At 30.8% G+C, this 18366-nt stretch carries 20 protein-coding genes; 10 read left to right on the forward strand and 10 right to left on the reverse strand.

All coding sequences use genetic code 11. The features are described 5' to 3' along the window. Positions 1–72 precede the first annotated feature (72 nt). Positions 73–1140 (reverse strand): branched-chain amino acid aminotransferase, encoded by a 1068-nt coding sequence (locus H2650_RS06100; RefSeq protein ID WP_188049871.1) that lies wholly within the window; start codon positions 1138–1140, stop codon positions 73–75. A gap of 294 nt (positions 1141–1434) precedes the next feature. Here H2650_RS06100 and mnmD point away from each other — a divergent pair, with 294 nt between their 5' ends. Further along, positions 1435–2097 (forward strand): tRNA (5-methylaminomethyl-2-thiouridine)(34)-methyltransferase MnmD, encoded by a 663-nt coding sequence (mnmD, locus tag H2650_RS06105; protein ID WP_188049872.1) that lies wholly within the window; start codon positions 1435–1437, stop codon positions 2095–2097. Positions 2098–2245: 148 nt separating this feature from the next. Then, positions 2246–2443 carry a hypothetical protein gene (locus tag H2650_RS06110; protein WP_188049873.1) on the forward strand — a complete coding sequence of 66 codons (198 nt, stop codon included), beginning with the start codon at positions 2246–2248 and terminating at the stop codon, positions 2441–2443. A gap of 29 nt (positions 2444–2472) precedes the next feature. On the opposite strand, the gene H2650_RS06115 is transcribed toward H2650_RS06110, so the two are convergent. Continuing rightward, a complete protein-coding gene (locus H2650_RS06115; protein ID WP_188049874.1) occupies positions 2473–3414 on the reverse strand; it encodes a LysR substrate-binding domain-containing protein in 942 nt (313 codons plus the stop codon). Positions 3415–3525: 111 nt separating this feature from the next. Here H2650_RS06115 and H2650_RS06120 point away from each other — a divergent pair, with 111 nt between their 5' ends. The 4 genes from H2650_RS06120 (at position 3526) to can (ending at position 6902) form a co-directional block, all read left to right on the forward strand. Further along, complete coding sequence (locus H2650_RS06120; RefSeq protein ID WP_188049875.1) at positions 3526–4005, forward strand: Dps family protein; 480 nt, start codon at positions 3526–3528, stop codon at positions 4003–4005. Positions 4006–4137: 132 nt separating this feature from the next. Next, entirely contained in the window at positions 4138–4428 is a 291-nt protein-coding gene (locus tag H2650_RS06125) for a hypothetical protein (RefSeq protein ID WP_188049876.1), read from the forward strand. A gap of 73 nt (positions 4429–4501) precedes the next feature. Next, positions 4502–6157, forward strand: a complete 1656-nt coding sequence (locus H2650_RS06130; protein ID WP_188049877.1) for a SulP family inorganic anion transporter — start codon at positions 4502–4504, stop codon at positions 6155–6157. Positions 6158–6263: 106 nt separating this feature from the next. Further along, on the forward strand, positions 6264–6902 hold the full coding sequence (gene can / locus H2650_RS06135; protein ID WP_188049878.1) for a carbonate dehydratase: 639 nt from the start codon (positions 6264–6266) through the stop codon (positions 6900–6902). A 63-nt stretch (positions 6903–6965) separates the two neighbouring features. Here can and H2650_RS06140 read toward each other — a convergent pair whose 3' ends face one another. The 5 genes from H2650_RS06140 to H2650_RS06160 are packed head-to-tail and all read right to left on the reverse strand — an operon-like array spanning position 6966 to position 10785. Continuing rightward, complete coding sequence (locus H2650_RS06140; RefSeq protein WP_188050275.1) at positions 6966–7925, reverse strand: L-threonylcarbamoyladenylate synthase; 960 nt, start codon at positions 7923–7925, stop codon at positions 6966–6968. A gap of 7 nt (positions 7926–7932) precedes the next feature. Further along, on the reverse strand, positions 7933–8769 hold the full coding sequence (locus H2650_RS06145) for a DUF6671 family protein (RefSeq protein WP_188049879.1): 837 nt from the start codon (positions 8767–8769) through the stop codon (positions 7933–7935). A 1-nt stretch (position 8770) separates the two neighbouring features. Then, a complete protein-coding gene (locus H2650_RS06150; protein WP_188049880.1) occupies positions 8771–9049 on the reverse strand; it encodes a hypothetical protein in 279 nt (92 codons plus the stop codon). A 38-nt stretch (positions 9050–9087) separates the two neighbouring features. Beyond that, the gene (locus tag H2650_RS06155) at positions 9088–9330 is read right to left on the reverse strand and encodes a hypothetical protein (RefSeq protein ID WP_188049881.1); all 243 of its coding nucleotides are present in this window, start codon (positions 9328–9330) and stop codon (positions 9088–9090) included. 18 nt (positions 9331–9348) lie between these two features. Then, positions 9349–10785: an NADP-dependent isocitrate dehydrogenase gene (locus tag H2650_RS06160; RefSeq protein ID WP_188049882.1), complete on the reverse strand. Its 1437-nt coding sequence runs from the start codon at positions 10783–10785 to the stop codon at positions 9349–9351. 95 nt (positions 10786–10880) lie between these two features. Here H2650_RS06160 and H2650_RS06165 point away from each other — a divergent pair, with 95 nt between their 5' ends. Continuing rightward, positions 10881–11804, forward strand: a complete 924-nt coding sequence (locus H2650_RS06165; RefSeq protein ID WP_188049883.1) for a LysR family transcriptional regulator — start codon at positions 10881–10883, stop codon at positions 11802–11804. Here the strand turns inward: H2650_RS06165 and H2650_RS06170 are convergent. Next, entirely contained in the window at positions 11798–12997 is a 1200-nt protein-coding gene (locus H2650_RS06170) for an LETM1-related biofilm-associated protein (RefSeq protein ID WP_188049884.1), read from the reverse strand. The genes H2650_RS06165 and H2650_RS06170 overlap by 7 nt on opposite strands. A gap of 172 nt (positions 12998–13169) precedes the next feature. Then, on the reverse strand, positions 13170–13784 hold the full coding sequence (locus tag H2650_RS06175; protein ID WP_248428284.1) for a superoxide dismutase: 615 nt from the start codon (positions 13782–13784) through the stop codon (positions 13170–13172). Between the two features lie 377 nt (positions 13785–14161). Here H2650_RS06175 and H2650_RS06180 point away from each other — a divergent pair, with 377 nt between their 5' ends. The 3 genes from H2650_RS06180 to H2650_RS06190 all read left to right on the forward strand — a co-directional run bounded on the left by H2650_RS06180 (position 14162) and on the right by H2650_RS06190 (position 16237). After that, positions 14162–15076 (forward strand): YihY/virulence factor BrkB family protein, encoded by a 915-nt coding sequence (locus H2650_RS06180; protein ID WP_188049886.1) that lies wholly within the window; start codon positions 14162–14164, stop codon positions 15074–15076. A 137-nt stretch (positions 15077–15213) separates the two neighbouring features. Next, positions 15214–15645: an META domain-containing protein gene (locus H2650_RS06185; protein ID WP_188049887.1), complete on the forward strand. Its 432-nt coding sequence runs from the start codon at positions 15214–15216 to the stop codon at positions 15643–15645. 70 nt (positions 15646–15715) lie between these two features. Further along, positions 15716–16237, forward strand: a complete 522-nt coding sequence (locus H2650_RS06190; protein ID WP_188049888.1) for a DUF4251 domain-containing protein — start codon at positions 15716–15718, stop codon at positions 16235–16237. A 195-nt stretch (positions 16238–16432) separates the two neighbouring features. Here the strand turns inward: H2650_RS06190 and H2650_RS06195 are convergent, their stop codons facing one another. Next, positions 16433–18223 (reverse strand): acyl-CoA dehydrogenase family protein, encoded by a 1791-nt coding sequence (locus tag H2650_RS06195; protein ID WP_188049889.1) that lies wholly within the window; start codon positions 18221–18223, stop codon positions 16433–16435. Between the last annotated feature and the right edge of the window lie 143 nt (positions 18224–18366).

Here is an 18366-nt window from a genome sequence, read left to right on the forward strand (position 1 = left end):
TAAATTTTTCATAAATAAAAAAGGCGATAATCATTACGTTATCGCCTTTTTATATTTTGGTATTCTACTTTTTTAGATCTTAACAGTCCATCCAAAAGTATCCTCTTCTAATTTATTTTGAATATTAGTTAATTTATCTTTCAATTGAATAGCTACTGACTTTTCAATTTTAGGCAAGTCATAATATACATCTTGATATGAAAATCCTGATATTGGGCTAACAACTGCTGCTGTTCCTGCACCAAAAATTTCTTTTAAACTACCGTTTTTTGCAGCCTCTACAAGTTCAGAAACTAAAACTGGACGAATTTCTACCGCTATATTTTCACTTTTAGCCAATTCAATAAGTGTTTTTCTAGTTACACCGTCTAAAATACGCTCACTTACTGGAGCAGTAAATAAAGTATCATTTATTCTAAAGAATACATTCATTGTGCCTGCTTCCTCTAGTTTTGTATGTGTAGCGTCATCTGTCCAGATAACCTGTTGAAATCCTGCTTGATTAGCTAGGTTGGTAGGATAAAATTGTGCTGCATAATTACCAGCTGCTTTTGCAGCTCCAATTCCACCATTCGCAGCTCTACTAAAGTGTTCTGCAATAAGAACTTTTACATCACCAGAATAGTAAGAAGTCACAGGAGATAAAATGATCATAAATTTATAATCATGAGATGGGTTAGCAATTACACCTGTACCTGTTGCAATCATAAAAGGACGAATATACATTGCATTCCCTTTTCCTTTTTTTATCCAAGCTTCATCCAATTGCAATAATTGATTTAGTCCGTTCATGAATATTTCTTCAGGGACTTCAGGCATAGCCATTCTCAAAGCTGATTTATTAAAACGATTGTAATTTTCATCAGGTCTAAAAAGCCAAACATCATCATTTGCATCTTTATAGGCTTTCATTCCTTCAAAAATCGCTTGACCATAATGAAAAACCCTACTTGATGGGTCTAACAAAAAAGGCGCATAAGGCTTAATGACTGGTTTTTGCCATTCCCCATTTTTAAAATCACATTCAAATAAATGGTCCGTAAAAACTGAACCAAAGCTTAAGTTTCCAAAATCTACTTCGTTTATTTTTGAAGTAGCAGATTTTAAAATTTCAATTTTGTTAGTTTGAGTAGTACTCATAATATTGTATTGTTTTTAATTTTAATGTTGTAAGCATTTTTTAAAATATAGAATGCTTAATAAGCTGTATTTTAATAACTGCAAAATTAGATAAAAAATAAGCAGAACTCTTATCTAAACATTATTATTTATAGCTTTTAACTATCTATTACAAATCAGTTATAAAATTTGATAAAAAGAATAGCTATTCTATTGATTTTATAATAAATAATACCTTTTTAGGAAGGGAGAGTTTTAGTTTTATTAAATTTGACAACAGGTAAATATTTAGTAACCTAACTTTAAAATATAATTTTGAAAAGAGAAATAATACAAACACTCGATGGTTCTACAACCATACAACTTACAGATTGGGATGAATGTTATCATTCTAAACATGGAGCGATTCAGGAAGCACAACATGTTTTTATCAAAAACGGACTTTCTTTATTTAAAAATAGAGAAGTGGCTATTATGGAAATTGGATTTGGTACTGGTTTAAATACATTCATTACTGTTTTGGAATCTCAAAAAATGGAACAAAAGATTGATTATGTAGGTGTTGAGGCTTATCCAATTTCGGCAGAAGAAGTAAAGCATATGAATTACGTTGCCGAGTTAGGAGCGCAAGCAGAGAGTGTAATTTTTGAAAAGATACATGAAAGTAGCTGGGAAGAAAAAATCTTATTGAAGGAAAACTTTTCACTAACTAAAAGGAAACAGTTTTTTGAAGAAATTATTGATGAAAACAAATTCGACTTAATTTATTTTGATGCTTTTGGATATAGAGTTCAACCGGAATTATGGAGCACAGAAATTTTTAGAAAAATGTACCAAGCTCTCAAGCCAAAAGGTGTTTTAGTCACTTATGCTGCTAGAGGAGTGGTCAAAAGAAGTATGATTGAAGTTGGATTTACAGTTGAAAAACTTGCAGGGCCACCAGGAAAAAGAGAAATGTTTAGAGCAAGTAAATTATAAAATTATAAAATTAATTACTTAAAAATCAGTGAATTATAATTTAAAAAAATAAAAACCAAAAACTTCGTTAAATTATGATGCAGTAACTAAAAAGGATGTATTTTTACATTGATTTAGAATTTGAATATAACCAAATCTGCCTTAAATTATGTCGAAAATTATGTATGATTATACGAAATCAGTTTTAGAAAGAGTAAGTTTTGATGCTAGCCTTTTCTGTAAGGAACTAGAAAAAGCAATCAAAATGTTGTTACCTTACGAAATGGAACAATTGAGAGAATGGTTAGAAAATTTCACCATGGAGAAACCAGAATTAAAACAATGCTTACTCATAGTAAATTCATAAAAAAAAGGAACCCAATTGGGTTCCTTTTTTTATTTCTTATGTATTGAACTTATAATTTGAACATTTTGATAAACAATAGCCCCTTTAATAACTCCAGCTATAGTGATTCGGAGGGCTTCAATAATCTGAATTTTCAACTCGTTTTTTGGAAAAATCAAGCTAACTTCTCTAGCAGGTTTTGGCTCCTTAAAATGACGCAGTTTTAACTTGTCACTCTCTTTTAGATCAAGTGTATGCAAATAAGGCAACAATGTTGTCCCTAATCCTTCATCGGCTAATTTAATAAGCGTTTCAAAACTCCCACTTTCTAACTGAAAATGACCTTTATCGCTGCGAGGAGAATTTTTGCATAAATTTAAAATTCCATCTCTAAAACAATGTCCGTCTTGTAATAATAGAATTTCATCTAAGTTTAAGTCAGAGATTTCTATTTCTTCTTTCTGAAAATGATGATGGCTCTCTGGTATGTATGCTACAAAGGGCTCAAAATAAAGTACAATTTCCTTGATTTTCTCTTCCATCAAAGGAGTAGCAGCAATGGCAGCATCTAGATGACCGTTATTGAGTCTTGTAATGATTTCATCTGTGTTTAACTCTTCAATAATCAGTTTTACTTTTGGATATTTTTTGATGAAATTATTCAGAAACATAGGAAGCAAAGTGGGCATTATAGTAGGAATGATTCCTAATCTAAACTCTCCTCCAATAAAACCTTTTTGCTGTTCTACGATGTCTTGAATGCGATCCGCTTCATTGACAATATTTTTGGCTTGATTTACTATTTTGAGACCAATATCAGTAAGTTGGATTGGTTTTTTGGTTCGATCAAAAATTTGAATGCTCAATTCTTCTTCTATTTTTTGAATTTGCATACTCAAAGTGGGTTGCGTCACAAAACATTTTTCAGCAGCTAGAGTGAAATTTTTGTGCTCAGCAACTGCAAGAACATATTTTAATTGTGTGATTGTCATGGTATACTTTTTTCTAATGCAAATTTAGTAAAACAATAACTTTTTATTATGGTGTTTTTCTTTAATGTTTGACTAAATTTACAAAACAACCTAATTAATAAAAATTGAACAATGAAAACTAACATTTTAGGACTAGCAGTTAAGGAATCAGAGTTGATTATTAATGATCTAAATACGCTCTTATCAAATTTTCAAGTATATTATCAAAATTTAAGAGGAATTCATTGGAATATTAAAGGAAAACGCTTTTTTGATCTACATGTAAAGTTTGAAGAATTATATACAGATTCGCAATTAAAAATTGATTTGATTGCCGAAAGAGTTTTGACAATAGGAGGAACCCCTCTTCATACGTTTGAAGATTACATTAAAAACAATACTTTAGTTGTTGGTAAAAATATTTCTGTTGACGAAAAAGCAGTTCATTTGATTGTGAATTCTTTATCCCATTTATTAAAAATTGAAAGAGAAATTCTTAATAAATCTGCCGAAATTAATGACGAAGGAACCAACTCAATGATGAGTGATTTTATTGCTGAACAAGAAAAAACAATTTGGATGATGCAAGCTTGGTTAGAAGAAAGTTTATAATATTTCTTAAGTTTTTATAATAAAGCAGAATACTAATAAGTTAGTGTTCTGCTTTTTTTGTGGATGTTAAATTTATTTAAAATTTTTAATAGTTATAAAATTTATTCTTCCTTATTAACTATTTTTGCCTTAATGAAAATAATAGCAAGTCTTTTTTTATTCTTATTTATTGCGTTTTTATCTACTCCTGCATTTGTAACAGTGATAGAAAAGTCTTGTGATATATCTATGTTTTTTAATATGTCTGAAGAGGAGCATCACACTCATAAAGAAATTAAAAGCATAGTTTATATAAATAATTCTTCTTACATCGGTTTTAACGATGAAAAAATCAACAACTCTAGTTTAATACTATCTGAAAACTTATCTAAACATGATAATGTTTCGGCATCTATTTTTTCTCCCCCGCCTAATAAAGCATAATATTTCGATTAAAATTAAATTACTACATTCTTTGTGATATGTAGCATATTAACTTATAATTTAATGTAATATTATGTCAAAAAAAGTCAATCTTTTGGCCAATTTAAAATCTGATTTTGCATCAGGATTGGTCGTTTTTTTAGTTGCACTTCCTTTATGTTTAGGGATTGCAATGGCCTCAGGCGCACCATTATTCTCTGGAATTATCTCTGGAATTATTGGTGGTGTCGTAGTGGGGTATTTGAGTCAGTCTCATATTAGTGTTAGTGGACCTGCAGCTGGTTTAACAGCAATTATTTTAACAGCAATAACCGATTTAGGAGCTTTCGATGTTTTCCTAACGGCGGTTTTTATAGCAGGATTATTGCAATTAGCGCTAGGTTTTCTAAAAGCGGGAAGCATTTCTAATTATTTTCTAACGAACGTAATTGAGGGAATGTTAGCAGGTATTGGAGTAATAATTATTTTGAAACAAATACCTCATGCTTTTGGTTATGATGCGGATTTTGAAGGGAATCAGTCTTTTGTGCAGAACGATGGGAATAACTCATTTTCTGCATTATTTGAAGTCTTTAACCATATTGAATTGGGAGCGCTTGTCATTACATTAGCCTCTTTGGTAATCTTAATTTCATGGGATAAATTTTCTTTTTTGAAAAAATTGAAACTAGTGCCAGGTGCTTTGGTCGCGGTAATAATAGGAATTATTTTAAATGAATTATTTATACAAACAGGAAGTTCATTAGCAATTTCCAAAGAACATTTAGTTAGTTTGCCTATTCCTCAATCTTTTGAAGAGTTTAAGGCTATTATTGTAACTCCTAATTTTGCTGGAATTACAAATCCTCAAGTATGGATAGTTGGTTTAACGATTGCCATAGTTGCCTCAATCGAAACATTATTGTGTATTGAAGCCTCCGACAGAATGGATGCTCAAAAAAGGTATACTGATACTAATATTGAGCTAAAAGCGCAAGGTATTGGTAATATTGTTAGCTCTCTCTTAGGAGGATTACCTATGACATCAGTTGTTGTTCGATCATCTGCTAATAATAATGCTGGTGCTAAATCTAAAATGTCAGCTATTATTCATGGTGTATTGCTACTGCTAAGTGTATTGGCTATCCCTGTTATTTTGAACAAAATACCATTGGCAACTTTGGCAACAATTCTTATTTTAGTTGGATATAAACTAGCGAAACCAGCAACTTTTATACATTTTTGGGAAAAAGGGAAGTATCAGTTTGTTCCTTTTATTGCCACTTTGGTTGCAGTTGTGGCCACAGATTTACTCAAAGGAGTGTTATTGGGGATTATCATCAGCGTTATTTTTATCCTAAGAGGAAATCTAAAAAGAGCATATAGTTTCAAAAAAGAGCAATATGTTGACGGTGATATTATTCATATCGATTTAGCTCAAGAGGTGTCTTTCTTGAATAAAGCGGCGATTAAATTGACTTTGAGTGAAATACCTGAAAATTCTAATGTGATTATCAACGCTAAGGATACAGTGTATATCTCTCATGATATTCTAGATTTAATAAAGGAGTTCAAAGCAACGAGAGCAGTAGACGAAAATATTAAGGTAAAGTTAAAAGGTTTTAAAAAGGCTTACGAGCTAGAAAATACTCCAGAATTAACGAATCACGTTACGTTTGAACATTATTATGATGTAGCCAAAAGAGCAATGGTTAAAAAGGAAAAATTTAATGAAGTTTATCAAAATTAATAATTAAACAAATAAGAGGCCGATGTAATTCAAGCTTTAAAAAAAGATTTTATTATCAATTTTTTGAAGTTCTGTGCCAAATTTAAATTAAAAAACAAATAGAAAGATGAGTGATTTTTATAAGAAAATATTAGAGAATAATAAAAAGTGGGTAGAAAATAGCTTATTAAAAGACCCAAACTTTTTTAAAGATTTAGCAAAAGGTCAAACACCACCCTTGTTATGGATTGGATGTTCCGATAGTCGTGTTCCAGCCAATGAGATTATTGGAGCTAAACCCGGAGAGGTCTTTGTTCATAGGAATATCGCTAATATGGTAGTGCATTCCGATATGAATATGCTAAGTGTACTGGATTATGCAGTAAATGTTTTGAAAGTAAAGCATGTCATTGTTTGCGGACATTATGGATGTGGAGGTGTAAAAGCTGCAATGGGTAATGATTCAGTAGGTATTATTGATAACTGGCTTCGTCATATCAAAGATGAATATCGTTTGCATGACAAATATTTAAATTCCATTGAAGACGAAACGGAACGTTTTAATACTTTTGTTGAGGTCAATACTAAAGAACAAGTTTACAACCTAGCTAAGACTTCAATTGTACAAGGGGCATGGAAAAATGGTCGAGATTTAACTATTCATGGCTGGGTTTACGGATTGAATTCAGGTTTTGTAACAGATTTAAAAGTTAATATAGGCTCAAATGAAGAGCTTGATGATGTGTATCAATTGCTAAATTTATAAGTAATAAAAAATCGCCTTCGGGTGATTTTTTTTGTTAGAAGAAGCGTGTAAAGTCTGCACATACTATTCTTTTGTTGCACGTTCTAAACGATCGTTTATAGATTTTCCCAAACCTTCTTCCGGGAATTTTTGTGCAATTATTAAATCTAATTTTAATTTATCAAGTCTATGCATTGCTGCATATAAATTGGACATTGCTTCTTTTAAATCTCCTTTTTCTGAAAGAATTTCAGTATAATTAATGTTTGTTTTATCTATTATAGTTTTAAAAACGATAACTCCAATTCTTTTGTTAGCATGTAAGGATAGCTCTTTTTCTATATCTTCAACTAAAATAGTTTTTGTTTTTGGAGCATAATGCCGAGATAACATTCCTGGTGATTCTGGTAACTTTTCACTGTGGTTTTTTACTTTAAGCGGTCCAACTAGTACTTCGATTTCCTCAATACTTATGGATCCTAAACGATATATAATAGGTTGATCGTTTTTAAAACCTATAATGGTTGATTCTATACCATTTTCACAATTGCCACCCTCTAAAACCATGGCAATATCATTTGAAAAATAATCGGCTACATGCTGAGCTCTAGTTGGACTTATAGATCCAAATGGGTTTGCACTAGGTGCAGCCAAAGGAAAATTTAATGCTTTTAATAATTCTAAAGTCAAAGGATGATTAGGTACTCGAACAGCAACTGAATTTCTACCTGCAGTAACAATATCCGGTATTTTAATATTCTTTTCTAAAAGTAAGGTTAGTGATCCCGGCCAGAATGCATCCGCTAATATTCTTGCTTTTTCTGGTATATTTATCGCTATTTCATCTATTAGCTTTTTATTGTGAATGTGCACTATTAAAGGATTATAGAAGGGTCTTTTTTTGGTCTCAAATATTTTTTTTATTGCAGTTTCGCTGTAAATATTGCCTGCTAAACCATAGACTGTCTCCGTAGGAATAGCTACTAATTCATTGTTTTCAAGAATTTTTTTGGCTTTGTTTATATCTGTAGATATTTCAATCATCATTTTATTAAGGATTACAATTGTCACAATAGGTTGGATCTTCCTTTTCAATACCGCGAGGAAATTTTTTTTCATGCGTATAGGCGCATTTTTTACATTGATAAGTATAACTCAAAGTGGAGCGTGTAGGAAAAGAGCAGCTTTCACAAGGTAAACCTGGTTTGGCTGAAATAATATCAAAACCAGGTGTTTTACATCTTGGACATTCATTTTTAATTTTCGCTATAAGATTTTCAGTTGCTTTTTTAATAGCCTTCATACGAGTCGGATTGTAAAGTGCTCGCATATCCGTTTCAGCAGTTATATTTCCATTCTGATTTTTTAAAGTGTTATACAACAGCAGTAAGTCTTCTATATCTTTAAATTCCTTTCTAATTTTTGTACTATTATTTTCTTCTAATTTTAGAATAATTCCATGCGATGGAAAATTTATTTTTTTTGCGAAATCAATTAGATTAGCTTGTGTTAGTATAATTTCACTATCCATATTAGTCTCTAGAGTTAGTTCTCTTCCCACAATCTCAAGATCATTTTTAAAATCTTTCAGCATTACTAGCTCTTCATCAGCAGCTGCAAAAAACAGAGTAGGATGAGCTCCAAAAGAACCTTCACTAGCAACTACTAAATCACAATTGGTGAGCTTGTGACCTAAAATGCATTTGTTTCTTAATGTTGACAGTGCATCTTCTTTCCTAGAAATTTCTCCAGAAAAAGTACCTAAAATATCTGTATCCAAGAAATCAGAGGTGCAACAGTACGCCCCAAGTTTACTTTCTAAAAGTGGGGCAATAACTGTTTCTTTTTTGTGTTTGGTTGCAATAAAAATTGATCTTCCTTTATACATATTATTTTTCAGTACGAATTGAAATGGTACCTTGGATAATTAGATTTTCATTATTTGCTTTTGAGTTCTCTATGATTTGCTCAATTGCTTCTTTTGATTTAATTAATTCTACAATTCTATTTTTAGAATAACCAATGTCTTGATTAAACCGAATATGATTGCTGAAATCTTGTCTGCAGTGGTAGTCAATTTTATAATTAAAAAGCGCTCCTAAGAGATCACTGGCTTCTTCAGTTGTAAAACGACCTTCAATTAATTTAAAATCTCTTTGATTATCCATACATTATTATTTAGGAAGTTTGATATAAAAACAGACAACTATTTAATTTGTATAGATGATTCAAGATGTACACTTGTTGCATTTTTATTCAAATAAAGTCTGATATCGTGTATTGAATTTTGAAGTTTTTTTATTTTATTTTCTCTGCTTTTAATATCTTCTTCTTGATGGGAATTACATATTTTTCCCTCATGAAATTTTATTTTTACAGCAATCATTTTAGTAATTAATTCTAAAGCTTCATTTGTATTAAATTCGCCTTCAAGAAGTTGTATGTTCATAGTTTTTGTTTTTATTAATTATTGTCCTTGACCTAAAGAATATCCTGCTTTTCCATCAAATTCATAAAGGTTTTCTGTTTTAATAACATCTATTTTTGATAATTGTGCATTTGATAAAAGAGCTATAATTTGTCCTTTGGTCATTAAGCTACCATTTGTTGGTTTAAAGCGACAACGCCAGTGATCTGTGCAGAATGTTTCTTTAAAGCCTTCTGGCCAAACTTTTATACCACGATTAGTAATCATCGTGAGATTTATATTTTCAAGGATAATCCTTTTCATTTTTTCTGCAATTTCATCAGGATCTGTCCCTTTCCAGTCTACAAATAAGTCAACTCCAACTAATTCTTTTTTGGCGCTTGGTTTTTTTACATATTTTGGTAGGTTTAGAACAGCATCTTTAGAAAATGAAACTTCTTTTAAAATGCTAGGTTTGTTTCCTAAATTAGTGATAACTGCTTGCGCAAACTCTTTGGTTCCTACTTTTTGTTTACTAATTCCTTCTTTAAAAATATCGTAAGTATGAATACCATCTTCTATTGTTTTAAGCCAAGCGTTTTGAACTTTTTCAGCAATTTCGGTTTGCCCGATATGATTTAGCATCATGACAGCTCCTTCTAGTAAACCTGAAGGATTGGCCATATTTTGACCCGCTCTACGTGGTGCCGATCCGTGAATGGCCTCAAACATCGCACATTCTTCACCAATATTTGCTGATCCTGCAAGACCTACCGAACCTGCAATTTGAGCAGCAATATCTGATAAAACATCACCATAAAGATTTAAAGTAACTATTACATCAAAAATTTCTGGTGTATCGGCCATTTTTGCAGCACCTATATCAATAATCCAGTGTTCGTTTTCAATTTCAGGATACTCGAGTGCTATTTCGTCAAAAACTTGGTGAAACAATCCATCTGTTTGCTTCATAATATTGTCTTTGGTAAAGCAGGTCACTTTTTTTCTTCCATATACTTTTGCATATTCAAAGGCATAGCGAACAATTTTTTCACAACCAGGTCTACTTATCAATTTTAGACATTGAATTACTTCGTCGGTTTGTTGATGTTCGATACCAGCATATAAATCCTCTTCATTCTCCCGAATTATTACAATATCCATTTTTGGATGTTTCGTTTCTACAAAAGGGTGTAAGCTCATACAAGGTCTTACATTCGAATACAAACCTAGAAATTTTCTTGTCGTTACATTTAAACTTTTGTAACCACCACCTTGTGGAGTGGTAATGGGTGCTTTTAGAAAAATTTTATTTCTTCTAATGATGTCCCAAGATTCAGACGCAATACCTGATGTGTTCCCGGATAAATACACTTTTTCACCAACTTCAATCTCATCGATTTCAATTTGCGCTCCTGCAGCCTTAATAATTTCTAAAGTGGCATTCATGATTTCTGGTCCAATTCCGTCTCCTTTTGCTACTGTAATTCGTGTCATGTTGTTTTGTGTTTTACAATTTGATGGGACAAAATTCGAATTTTTAATTCATATATTTTTATTTATATTTGTAATGAAATACATAAAATAAATTTATGAACTATACTTTGCATCAGCTTCAGGTTTTTTTAAAAGTGACTCAGACTTTAAGTGTTACTAGAGCTGCTGAGGAATTGTTTTTGACACAACCTGCCGTTTCTATTCAGTTAAGAAATTTTCAAGATCAGTTTGAAATACCATTGACAGAAATAATTAAAAAGCGTTTGTATGTAACTGATTTCGGAAAAGAAATTGCTATTGCTGCAGAAAATATTCTTAATGAAGTTCACGCTATAAATTATAAAACAGTAGCCTTTAAAGGTAAACTTTCGGGTAGATTAAAGCTTTCTGTAGTTTCTACCGGAAAATATGTAATTCCTTATTATTTGAGTGATTTTTTAAAATTACACAATGAAATAGAATTGGAAATGGACGTAAATAACAAAGTGAAAGTCGTAAAAGCATTAAAAAATAATGAAATAGATTTTGCTTTAGTTTCTGTTTTACCAAAAGATTTAGATATAGAGTCGGAAGTTTTAATTGAAAATAAACTTCATTTGGTTGGAAATTCAAACGTAATTCAGGTTACAAAGAAAAATTTCCTTACTTTATTTTCTAGTGCACCACTTCTTTCTAGAGAATTAGGATCGGCAACGCGAATTGCAATGGAAGAGTATATTATTAAACAAAAAATAGAGCCCAAAATGAAAATTACGCTAACATCTAACGAAGCTGTAAAGCAAGCTGTTATTGCCGGAATAGGGATTTCTATCATGCCAGTAATTGGTCTTAAAAATGAGTTAGATAATGGTAGTTTGATCCTGCTTCCAGCCAATGGATTACCAATTATTACATCTTGGAGACTGATTTGGTTAAAAGGAAAGAAAATGAGTCCTGTAGCAAAATCTTTTTTAGAATATATTAAAAATAATAAAGAAACGATTCGAGAAAATCATTTTGCATGGATTAATAATTATTGATCTTCTAGATTTTCATTAAATGCAGAAGGTAGTAATTGCGGGATAAATTTGATCAAAATAGGTAATAATAAAGTACCTCCAGGCAATAAAAAGATGGCTAATGAGGGAACTGTTTTACAAATTTCTAATAATTGCTTTTTTACCTTTTTTTTCTCTTTTTCGTCTAAATCTCTGCGTGTAGAGTAAGATAACAAAACAACCAATTCTTTGCTTTGCATAATTTCCTTTATCAGCCTATTTTTATTTCTACTAATTAAGGTAACTACGCTTTGGGTAGTTTGATCATAGAAGTGCTTTACAGGATTGGAATAATTGAAATAAGGAATTTCCTTTTTATGGTTAAAAATAAAGTCATGGGTATTAGCAACACTCTCCTCTACAAATTTATCTGGTATTGACAGAATTTTACCCAAAGTATGTAAAAAATACATTTCGTCATTTTCAATCTTCGCATCACTCCATAATGCCATACCAGCCATGTCTATCAAATAATATTTTTCTAAATCGGTTGTAAAATAGTTTAGCTGTAGTGTTTCTAAGCTTTCAACAGAAACCTTTGAAAATTTTGTATACCGTATTGAGGCTTCAAATAGTTTAATTAATAAGTCATCATATTGAGACTTTTTAGATTTTACCTTTAATGCTATTGTAACAATATTTACAATTGTTTCCTCAATTTTTTTAAGGTATTTATCGGGTATTTCTCCGTGAATTAGATATTGTCTAAAAGCTAGTACATCAATAAATAATAAGGCATTTGTTACCAGATGAGAAAAGTTTTTACTGATAATGCTATCATTAGTTTGAACTCGCTCATCAATGATTTTTTCTAAAGTTAGAGAAGGAGAGCTCTTAGGAAGAATTTTTTGAAATAAATTAAAACCTTGCGGATGCATTTCATTATAAAAACGAACTGTTTTATCAATGAAGTTTAGAGGACTTATATCGGTATTGTTTATGCAAAAAACACCGTATAAGGTGTTTAGTAATGCTACTTTAGAGATTTCATCTTTAAACCAACCTTTGGTTTCAATAGGCTCTACAGTATGAAAAGAAATTATATGGCCGTATATAAATCCGGTGTTTCTTATATTAGTATAAAAAATATCCGTGTTTTTAGAAATGGTTTCTTCTGAGAATTTTTGCTTAACAAAAAACTTATCTATCCAACCAGATGCCGAAGGGTTTATCATTATTTTAATTTGGTGATGCAAAGCTATACATTTTTAGCCCCACTGTAACTTTTTATAGTTTAGTTTAACATAGAAATAATCTTGTAAAACCAATGAATTCATAATTTTTTCAACTCTTTTTTTAAATAAGGCTCTAAAGTATTCTTGTAATTTAGAGCCTCAAAAATATAATTTAAGAATTGAATAAATTTTCAGCAGCGTCCCAGTTTACTACATTCCAAAATGAAGTAACATAATCTGCTCTACGGTTTTGATTTTTTAAATAATAGGCATGTTCCCAAACATCTAAAGCCAAAACAGGTTTCCCTTTTAATCCTTTACCGCGCAATCTCATCAAAGGATTATCTTGGTTGGCAGTAGAACCAATTACTAATTTTCCGTCTTGAACAACTAACCAAGCCCAACCGGAACCAAATCGCTTCATCGAGGCATCACTAAATTGTTTTTTAAATTCCTCAAAAGAACCAAAGTCATTATTTATAGCTTCGGCTAGCTTTCCTTTAGGATTTCCACCACCGTTTGGTTTCATTAATGTCCAAAATAAACTGTGGTTGTAATGTCCTCCAGCATTATTCCTTACTGAATCAGGAAATTTTGATATTTTTTCAAAAATATTTTCTAAAGTTTTTGATTGTTCAATTAGATTTTTATTTAATGATTCAATTGCTTTATTCAAATTGGTGACATATCCCTGATGGTGTTTCTTGTGGTGAATTTCCATAGTCGTAACATCTATATGAGGTTCTAAAGCATCATATGAGTATGCTAATTTAGGAAGCGTATAAATATCTTCGGCATTTACAATTGCTGCCTCTAAAATGTGTTTCTCTGAATTTGTATTCTTTTCGGAAGCAAAAGCAGTATTAAATAAACTGGATCCAATTATAGTTCCTGTTGATAAAATGGCTGTTTGTTTTAAAAAATTTCTTCTTGTATTGCTATTTTCCATAAGTAGTGTATTTATTCTTAAAGTTGTCTTTAAATATTTCACATAAATTTATACATAAATTTTTTAGTAGGGATTAAATCATTTAAAATTAACTTAATCTTTACATTATCATTGGTATTTAAGGCTAGTAATTGTTAGGAATTATGTAAATTATATTTCAAATTGCTAGCTGCGGTTTTTGTAATTTTGAATTTGTAGAATAGAAACATATATGTATGAAAAGTAAGAAGGTATTTAAAACTACTTGGGGTTTATTAAAACAAACCTATCAAGAATTTGATAAAGACAATGGCATAAAACTAAGTGCATCGCTTTCCTATTATACTATATTTTCATTACCTCCTTTAATGATTATTATATTATCTATTTTTAGTTTTTTCTTTGGTAGAGATGCAGTTACGGGACGTTTTTTCAGTCAAATTAACGGTATGGTTGGTAACAAAGCAGCTATTCAAATTCAGGAAACTATAAAGAACATAGAATTATCAGATAGCAATACTTTTGCTGCAATATTTGGTGGAATTATGTTATTAATAGGAGCTTCTGGAGTTTTTGCTGAAATACAGAGTTCTATTAATTATATCTGGGGATTAAAAGCCAAACCTAATAAAGGCATTATGAAATTTGTTAAAAACAGATTGATGTCTTTTTCTATGATTGCTTCAGTAGGTTTTTTATTGATGGTGAGTTTAATGGTCAATACGGTGATGGATGTTATGAATGCAAGGTTAGTGATCTACTTTCCGGATACTGCTGTCTATATATTTTATATTTTCAACATTTTAATTTTGTTTGCAACAACCACAATTTTATTTGCTATCATTTTTAAAACCTTACCAGACGGCGATATTGCTTGGAAAGATGCATTGATTGGCTCTAGTTTTACTTCGTTTTTCTTTATGTTTGGAAAGTTTGCTATTGGTTTTTATTTAGGTAGTTCTACTGTAGCTACTGTTTATGGAGCAGCAGGTTCTGTTATAATAATATTGATTTGGGTATATTACTCTGCTATTATACTATACTTTGGAGCTGAATTTACTAAGGTCTATTCTAACGAAAAAGGAAATAAAATCACGCCAAATTCCTATGCAGTGAGTATTGTCACGGAAGTTTTAGAAATTAAGAAATAAAACAAAATAAGAAGTCTTTTTTTAACGAATGGTTTTCAAAGAGGTATGGTAATTTAAGAAAATAAATAAATAAAAAAGCAAATTGGCAATGTTCTTGCCTTATATCAATTTTAAAATAATAATAAACAAACTATCTAATGAAAAAATTAATCCTATTGCTTGCTATCTCATGTATGGCATTCGTTTCTTGTAATTCTGCTAAAAATGACAACACCAACACCACCATGCTTCAAGGAGAATGGGAGTTAAATTATATTTCTGGACCTAAAATTGCTTTTCAAGGTTTATATCCTGATGAAAAACCAACCGTAAATTTTGATTTGAAAACAGATTTAGTCTCTGGTAATACTGGTTGTAATCGTTTTTCAGGCAAATTAGACGTAGTTGGAAATAAAATTAATTTTAAAAATGATAATATGGCTTTAACAAAAAGATATTGTCCTGGTGAAGGTGAAAGTGTTTACTTATCTACACTTCAAAAAATTGATTCTTATTCTATTTCTGAAGATGGAAAAACGTTAAGTTTTATAATGGGTGAAGTTGAGATGATGCGTTTTGTAAAAAAATAGATTTTAAAAAAGATACTCTTTAACGAGTATCTTTTTTTTGTTTAATGGACTTAATTTAAAAGTAAAAATTATGATACATAAAAAAATAATTACACCAGTATTTTTATTGTTTTTCGTTGCATTTAGTTTTAGTCAAATAACAACTCGGAAACAACAAAAAGAAAATATTAAACAGGAAAGAGTAAGCCAAATAATCCAATTGGTAAATTCAAAAGAATTTAAATTTGTAGCAAGAAGAGCATTTCCGCAAGGATACCAATCGATTGATTTAAGCACCAACAACAATTATATCGAATTTAAACCAGATTTTATTACTAGCGAAATGCCATTTTTTGGAGTAGGATATAGCGGAATAGGATATGGTAGAGACAAGGGCTTAAGTTTTGAAGGTAAACCAATAGAATATTCAATAATAAAAGTAAAAGAGGTATGTGAGTTAATAGCTAGAGTAAAAGGAGATCAAGATTTTTATAGGATATCGTTATCTATTTTCTCTGAAGGTAATGCAACACTTACGATTAGTTCTAACAACCGCAGTTCTATTTCCTACGAAGGTGAGATTTCTAAAATCGTAGTTAATAAGAGTAATTAGATATAAATTCTTGATAAATTTTATTTTGAAAATTTAGAGTTGAGGTAAAGTTTTACAAATAGAAATTTATTCAATTATTATTTTAAGGTTTAGTTGAGTTAAATAAATATTTAGCTTTGATATAAAAAAAAACCGTCTTGTTATAAATAACTTGACGGTTTTTTCAGCATTTTGAATTAGTATAATTGTTTGCTATTAAAAGCAATATGCATTTTCAGCAACTACTTTTGAAGTAATAGTTTCTCTTAAGGCAACAATATTAGGCATATTAGTATATTTTGTAAAACGTCTTAAGCCCATAAGCATCATACGTTGTTCATCACCTTCTGCAAATGAAATTACACTTTCTTTTCCTTTTTGAGTTACGATATCAACTGCTTTGTAAAGATAAAGTTTAGCCATTGCAATTTGCTCTTGAACTTTTGATTCTCCTTCTTTTTTAGCTAATTTTTCAGTTCTAAGAATAGTACTTTCTGCCATATAAATTTCAATTAATATATCAGAAGCTGCCATTAATAGCTGTTGGTGTGAGTCTAAATCCGGACCGTATTTTTGAACTGCTCCACCTGCTACCATAAGGAATGCTTGTTTCAATTTTCCAATCATTTCTTTTTCTTCAGCAAACAATTCAGAATAATCTGGAGTTTCAAATGAAGGAATACCCATTAATTCTTCTTGTACTTTAGAAGCCGGTCCTAATAAATCAATATGGCCTTTCATCGCTTTTTTGATTAACATACCTACAGAAAGCATTCTGTTGATCTCATTTGTACCTTCGTAAATACGAGCAATACGAGCATCTCTCCAAGCGCTTTCCATTGGTGTATCTTCAGAGAATCCCATTCCACCAAAAATTTGAATTCCTTCATCAGCACAGTTTTGAACATCTTCAGAAACTGCTACTTTTAAAATTGAACATTCAATAGCAAATTCTTCAACCCCTTTCAATTCTGCCTCTTGATGAGTAGAACCTTCTTGTTCACGAATAGTAATACGATCTTCAATATCTTTAGCTGCACGATACGTTGCACTTTCACCTGCATAACAACTCGTTGCCATTTCTGCAATTTTTGAGCGAATTGCACCAAATTGAGATATAGGAGTTTTAAATTGAATTCTTTCGTTTGCGTATTTTACAGAACTAGTGATTACTCTTCTTTGAGCATCTAAACAGGCTGCTGCCAATTTAATACGACCAACATTTAAAGCATTCATCGCTATTTTGAAACCATTTCCTCTTTCAGAGAGCATGTTTTCAACCGGTACTTTAGTTTCATTAAAGAAAACTTGACGCGTAGAAGAAGCACGAATACCTAATTTATGCTCTTCTTCATTCATTGAAATTCCGTTATCAGGAGTGTTTTCAACAATGAATCCAGTAATGTTTTTATCATCACCAATACGTGCAAAAACTATAAATACAGAACAAAATCCAGCATTCGAAATCCACATTTTTTGTCCGGTGATCGAATAATATTTTCCGTCTTCAGATAAAACGGCTTTAGTTTTTCCTGAATTAGCATCTGATCCTGCTCCAGGTTCAGTTAAACAGTAAGCACCAAACCATTCGCCAGAAGCCAATTTAGGTACATATTTTTGTTTTTGCTCTTCTGTACCGTATAAGGTAATTGGCATAGTACCAATTCCTGTATGCGCACCAAAAGCCGTAGAAAACGAACCTGTAGCGCCAGAAATGTAATCACAAACTAATACTGTATTTACAAATCCCATTCCCATTCCACCATATTCTTCAGGTACAGCTACGCTTAAGAAACCTAAGTCTCCTGCTTTTTTCATGCTTTCTTCTGTAAAAGCATAATCTTTTTTCTCAAAACGATTTTTATTTGGCCATAATTCTTTATCAACAAACTCTTTTACAGAGTCACGCATCATTATTTGCTCTTCATTGAAATCTTCTGGAGTAAAGATATCTTCACACTTTGTTTCTTTTACTAGGAATTGTCCTCCTCTTGTTTTGTCGCTCATTTTTTTATTTTTTAAAGATTTTAGAAATAGAATGTATATTTAAAACCATCCTTATTTAAAAAGGTCCTGTTCTATATTTCAACTATTTCTTTTCTAATTTTTTAACTAACTTTAATTTCTAAAATTTACTTATGTTTAAATTG

This window comes from Flavobacterium sp. GP15 (genome assembly GCF_014281985.1).
Classification (GTDB): domain Bacteria; phylum Bacteroidota; class Bacteroidia; order Flavobacteriales; family Flavobacteriaceae; genus Flavobacterium; species Flavobacterium pygoscelis.

Excerpts from the sequence above, each read along its gene's own strand:
- H2650_RS06125 (WP_188049876.1), top strand. The coding sequence starts at position 4,138 with ATGAAAATAATAGCAAGTCTTTTTTTATTCTTATTTATTGCGTTTTTA.
- H2650_RS06160 (WP_188049882.1), bottom strand. The coding sequence starts at position 10,785 with ATGACACGAATTACAGTAGCAAAAGGAGACGGAATTGGACCAGAAATC.
- H2650_RS06180 (WP_188049886.1), top strand. The coding sequence starts at position 14,162 with ATGAAAAGTAAGAAGGTATTTAAAACTACTTGGGGTTTATTAAAACAA.
- H2650_RS06195 (WP_188049889.1), bottom strand. The coding sequence starts at position 18,223 with ATGAGCGACAAAACAAGAGGAGGACAATTCCTAGTAAAAGAAACAAAG.
- H2650_RS06120 (WP_188049875.1), top strand. The coding sequence starts at position 3,526 with ATGAAAACTAACATTTTAGGACTAGCAGTTAAGGAATCAGAGTTGATT.
- H2650_RS06190 (WP_188049888.1), top strand. The coding sequence starts at position 15,716 with ATGATACATAAAAAAATAATTACACCAGTATTTTTATTGTTTTTCGTT.
- H2650_RS06150 (WP_188049880.1), bottom strand. The coding sequence starts at position 9,049 with ATGGATAATCAAAGAGATTTTAAATTAATTGAAGGTCGTTTTACAACT.
- H2650_RS06115 (WP_188049874.1), bottom strand. The coding sequence starts at position 3,414 with ATGACAATCACACAATTAAAATATGTTCTTGCAGTTGCTGAGCACAAA.
- H2650_RS06185 (WP_188049887.1), top strand. The coding sequence starts at position 15,214 with ATGAAAAAATTAATCCTATTGCTTGCTATCTCATGTATGGCATTCGTT.
- can (WP_188049878.1), top strand. The coding sequence starts at position 6,264 with ATGAGTGATTTTTATAAGAAAATATTAGAGAATAATAAAAAGTGGGTA.
- H2650_RS06165 (WP_188049883.1), top strand. The coding sequence starts at position 10,881 with ATGAACTATACTTTGCATCAGCTTCAGGTTTTTTTAAAAGTGACTCAG.
- H2650_RS06170 (WP_188049884.1), bottom strand. The coding sequence starts at position 12,997 with ATGATAAACCCTTCGGCATCTGGTTGGATAGATAAGTTTTTTGTTAAG.
- H2650_RS06155 (WP_188049881.1), bottom strand. The coding sequence starts at position 9,330 with ATGAACATACAACTTCTTGAAGGCGAATTTAATACAAATGAAGCTTTA.
- H2650_RS06110 (WP_188049873.1), top strand. The coding sequence starts at position 2,246 with ATGTCGAAAATTATGTATGATTATACGAAATCAGTTTTAGAAAGAGTA.
- H2650_RS06140 (WP_188050275.1), bottom strand. The coding sequence starts at position 7,925 with ATGATTGAAATATCTACAGATATAAACAAAGCCAAAAAAATTCTTGAA.
- H2650_RS06130 (WP_188049877.1), top strand. The coding sequence starts at position 4,502 with ATGTCAAAAAAAGTCAATCTTTTGGCCAATTTAAAATCTGATTTTGCA.
- H2650_RS06145 (WP_188049879.1), bottom strand. The coding sequence starts at position 8,769 with ATGTATAAAGGAAGATCAATTTTTATTGCAACCAAACACAAAAAAGAA.
- H2650_RS06100 (WP_188049871.1), bottom strand. The coding sequence starts at position 1,140 with ATGAGTACTACTCAAACTAACAAAATTGAAATTTTAAAATCTGCTACT.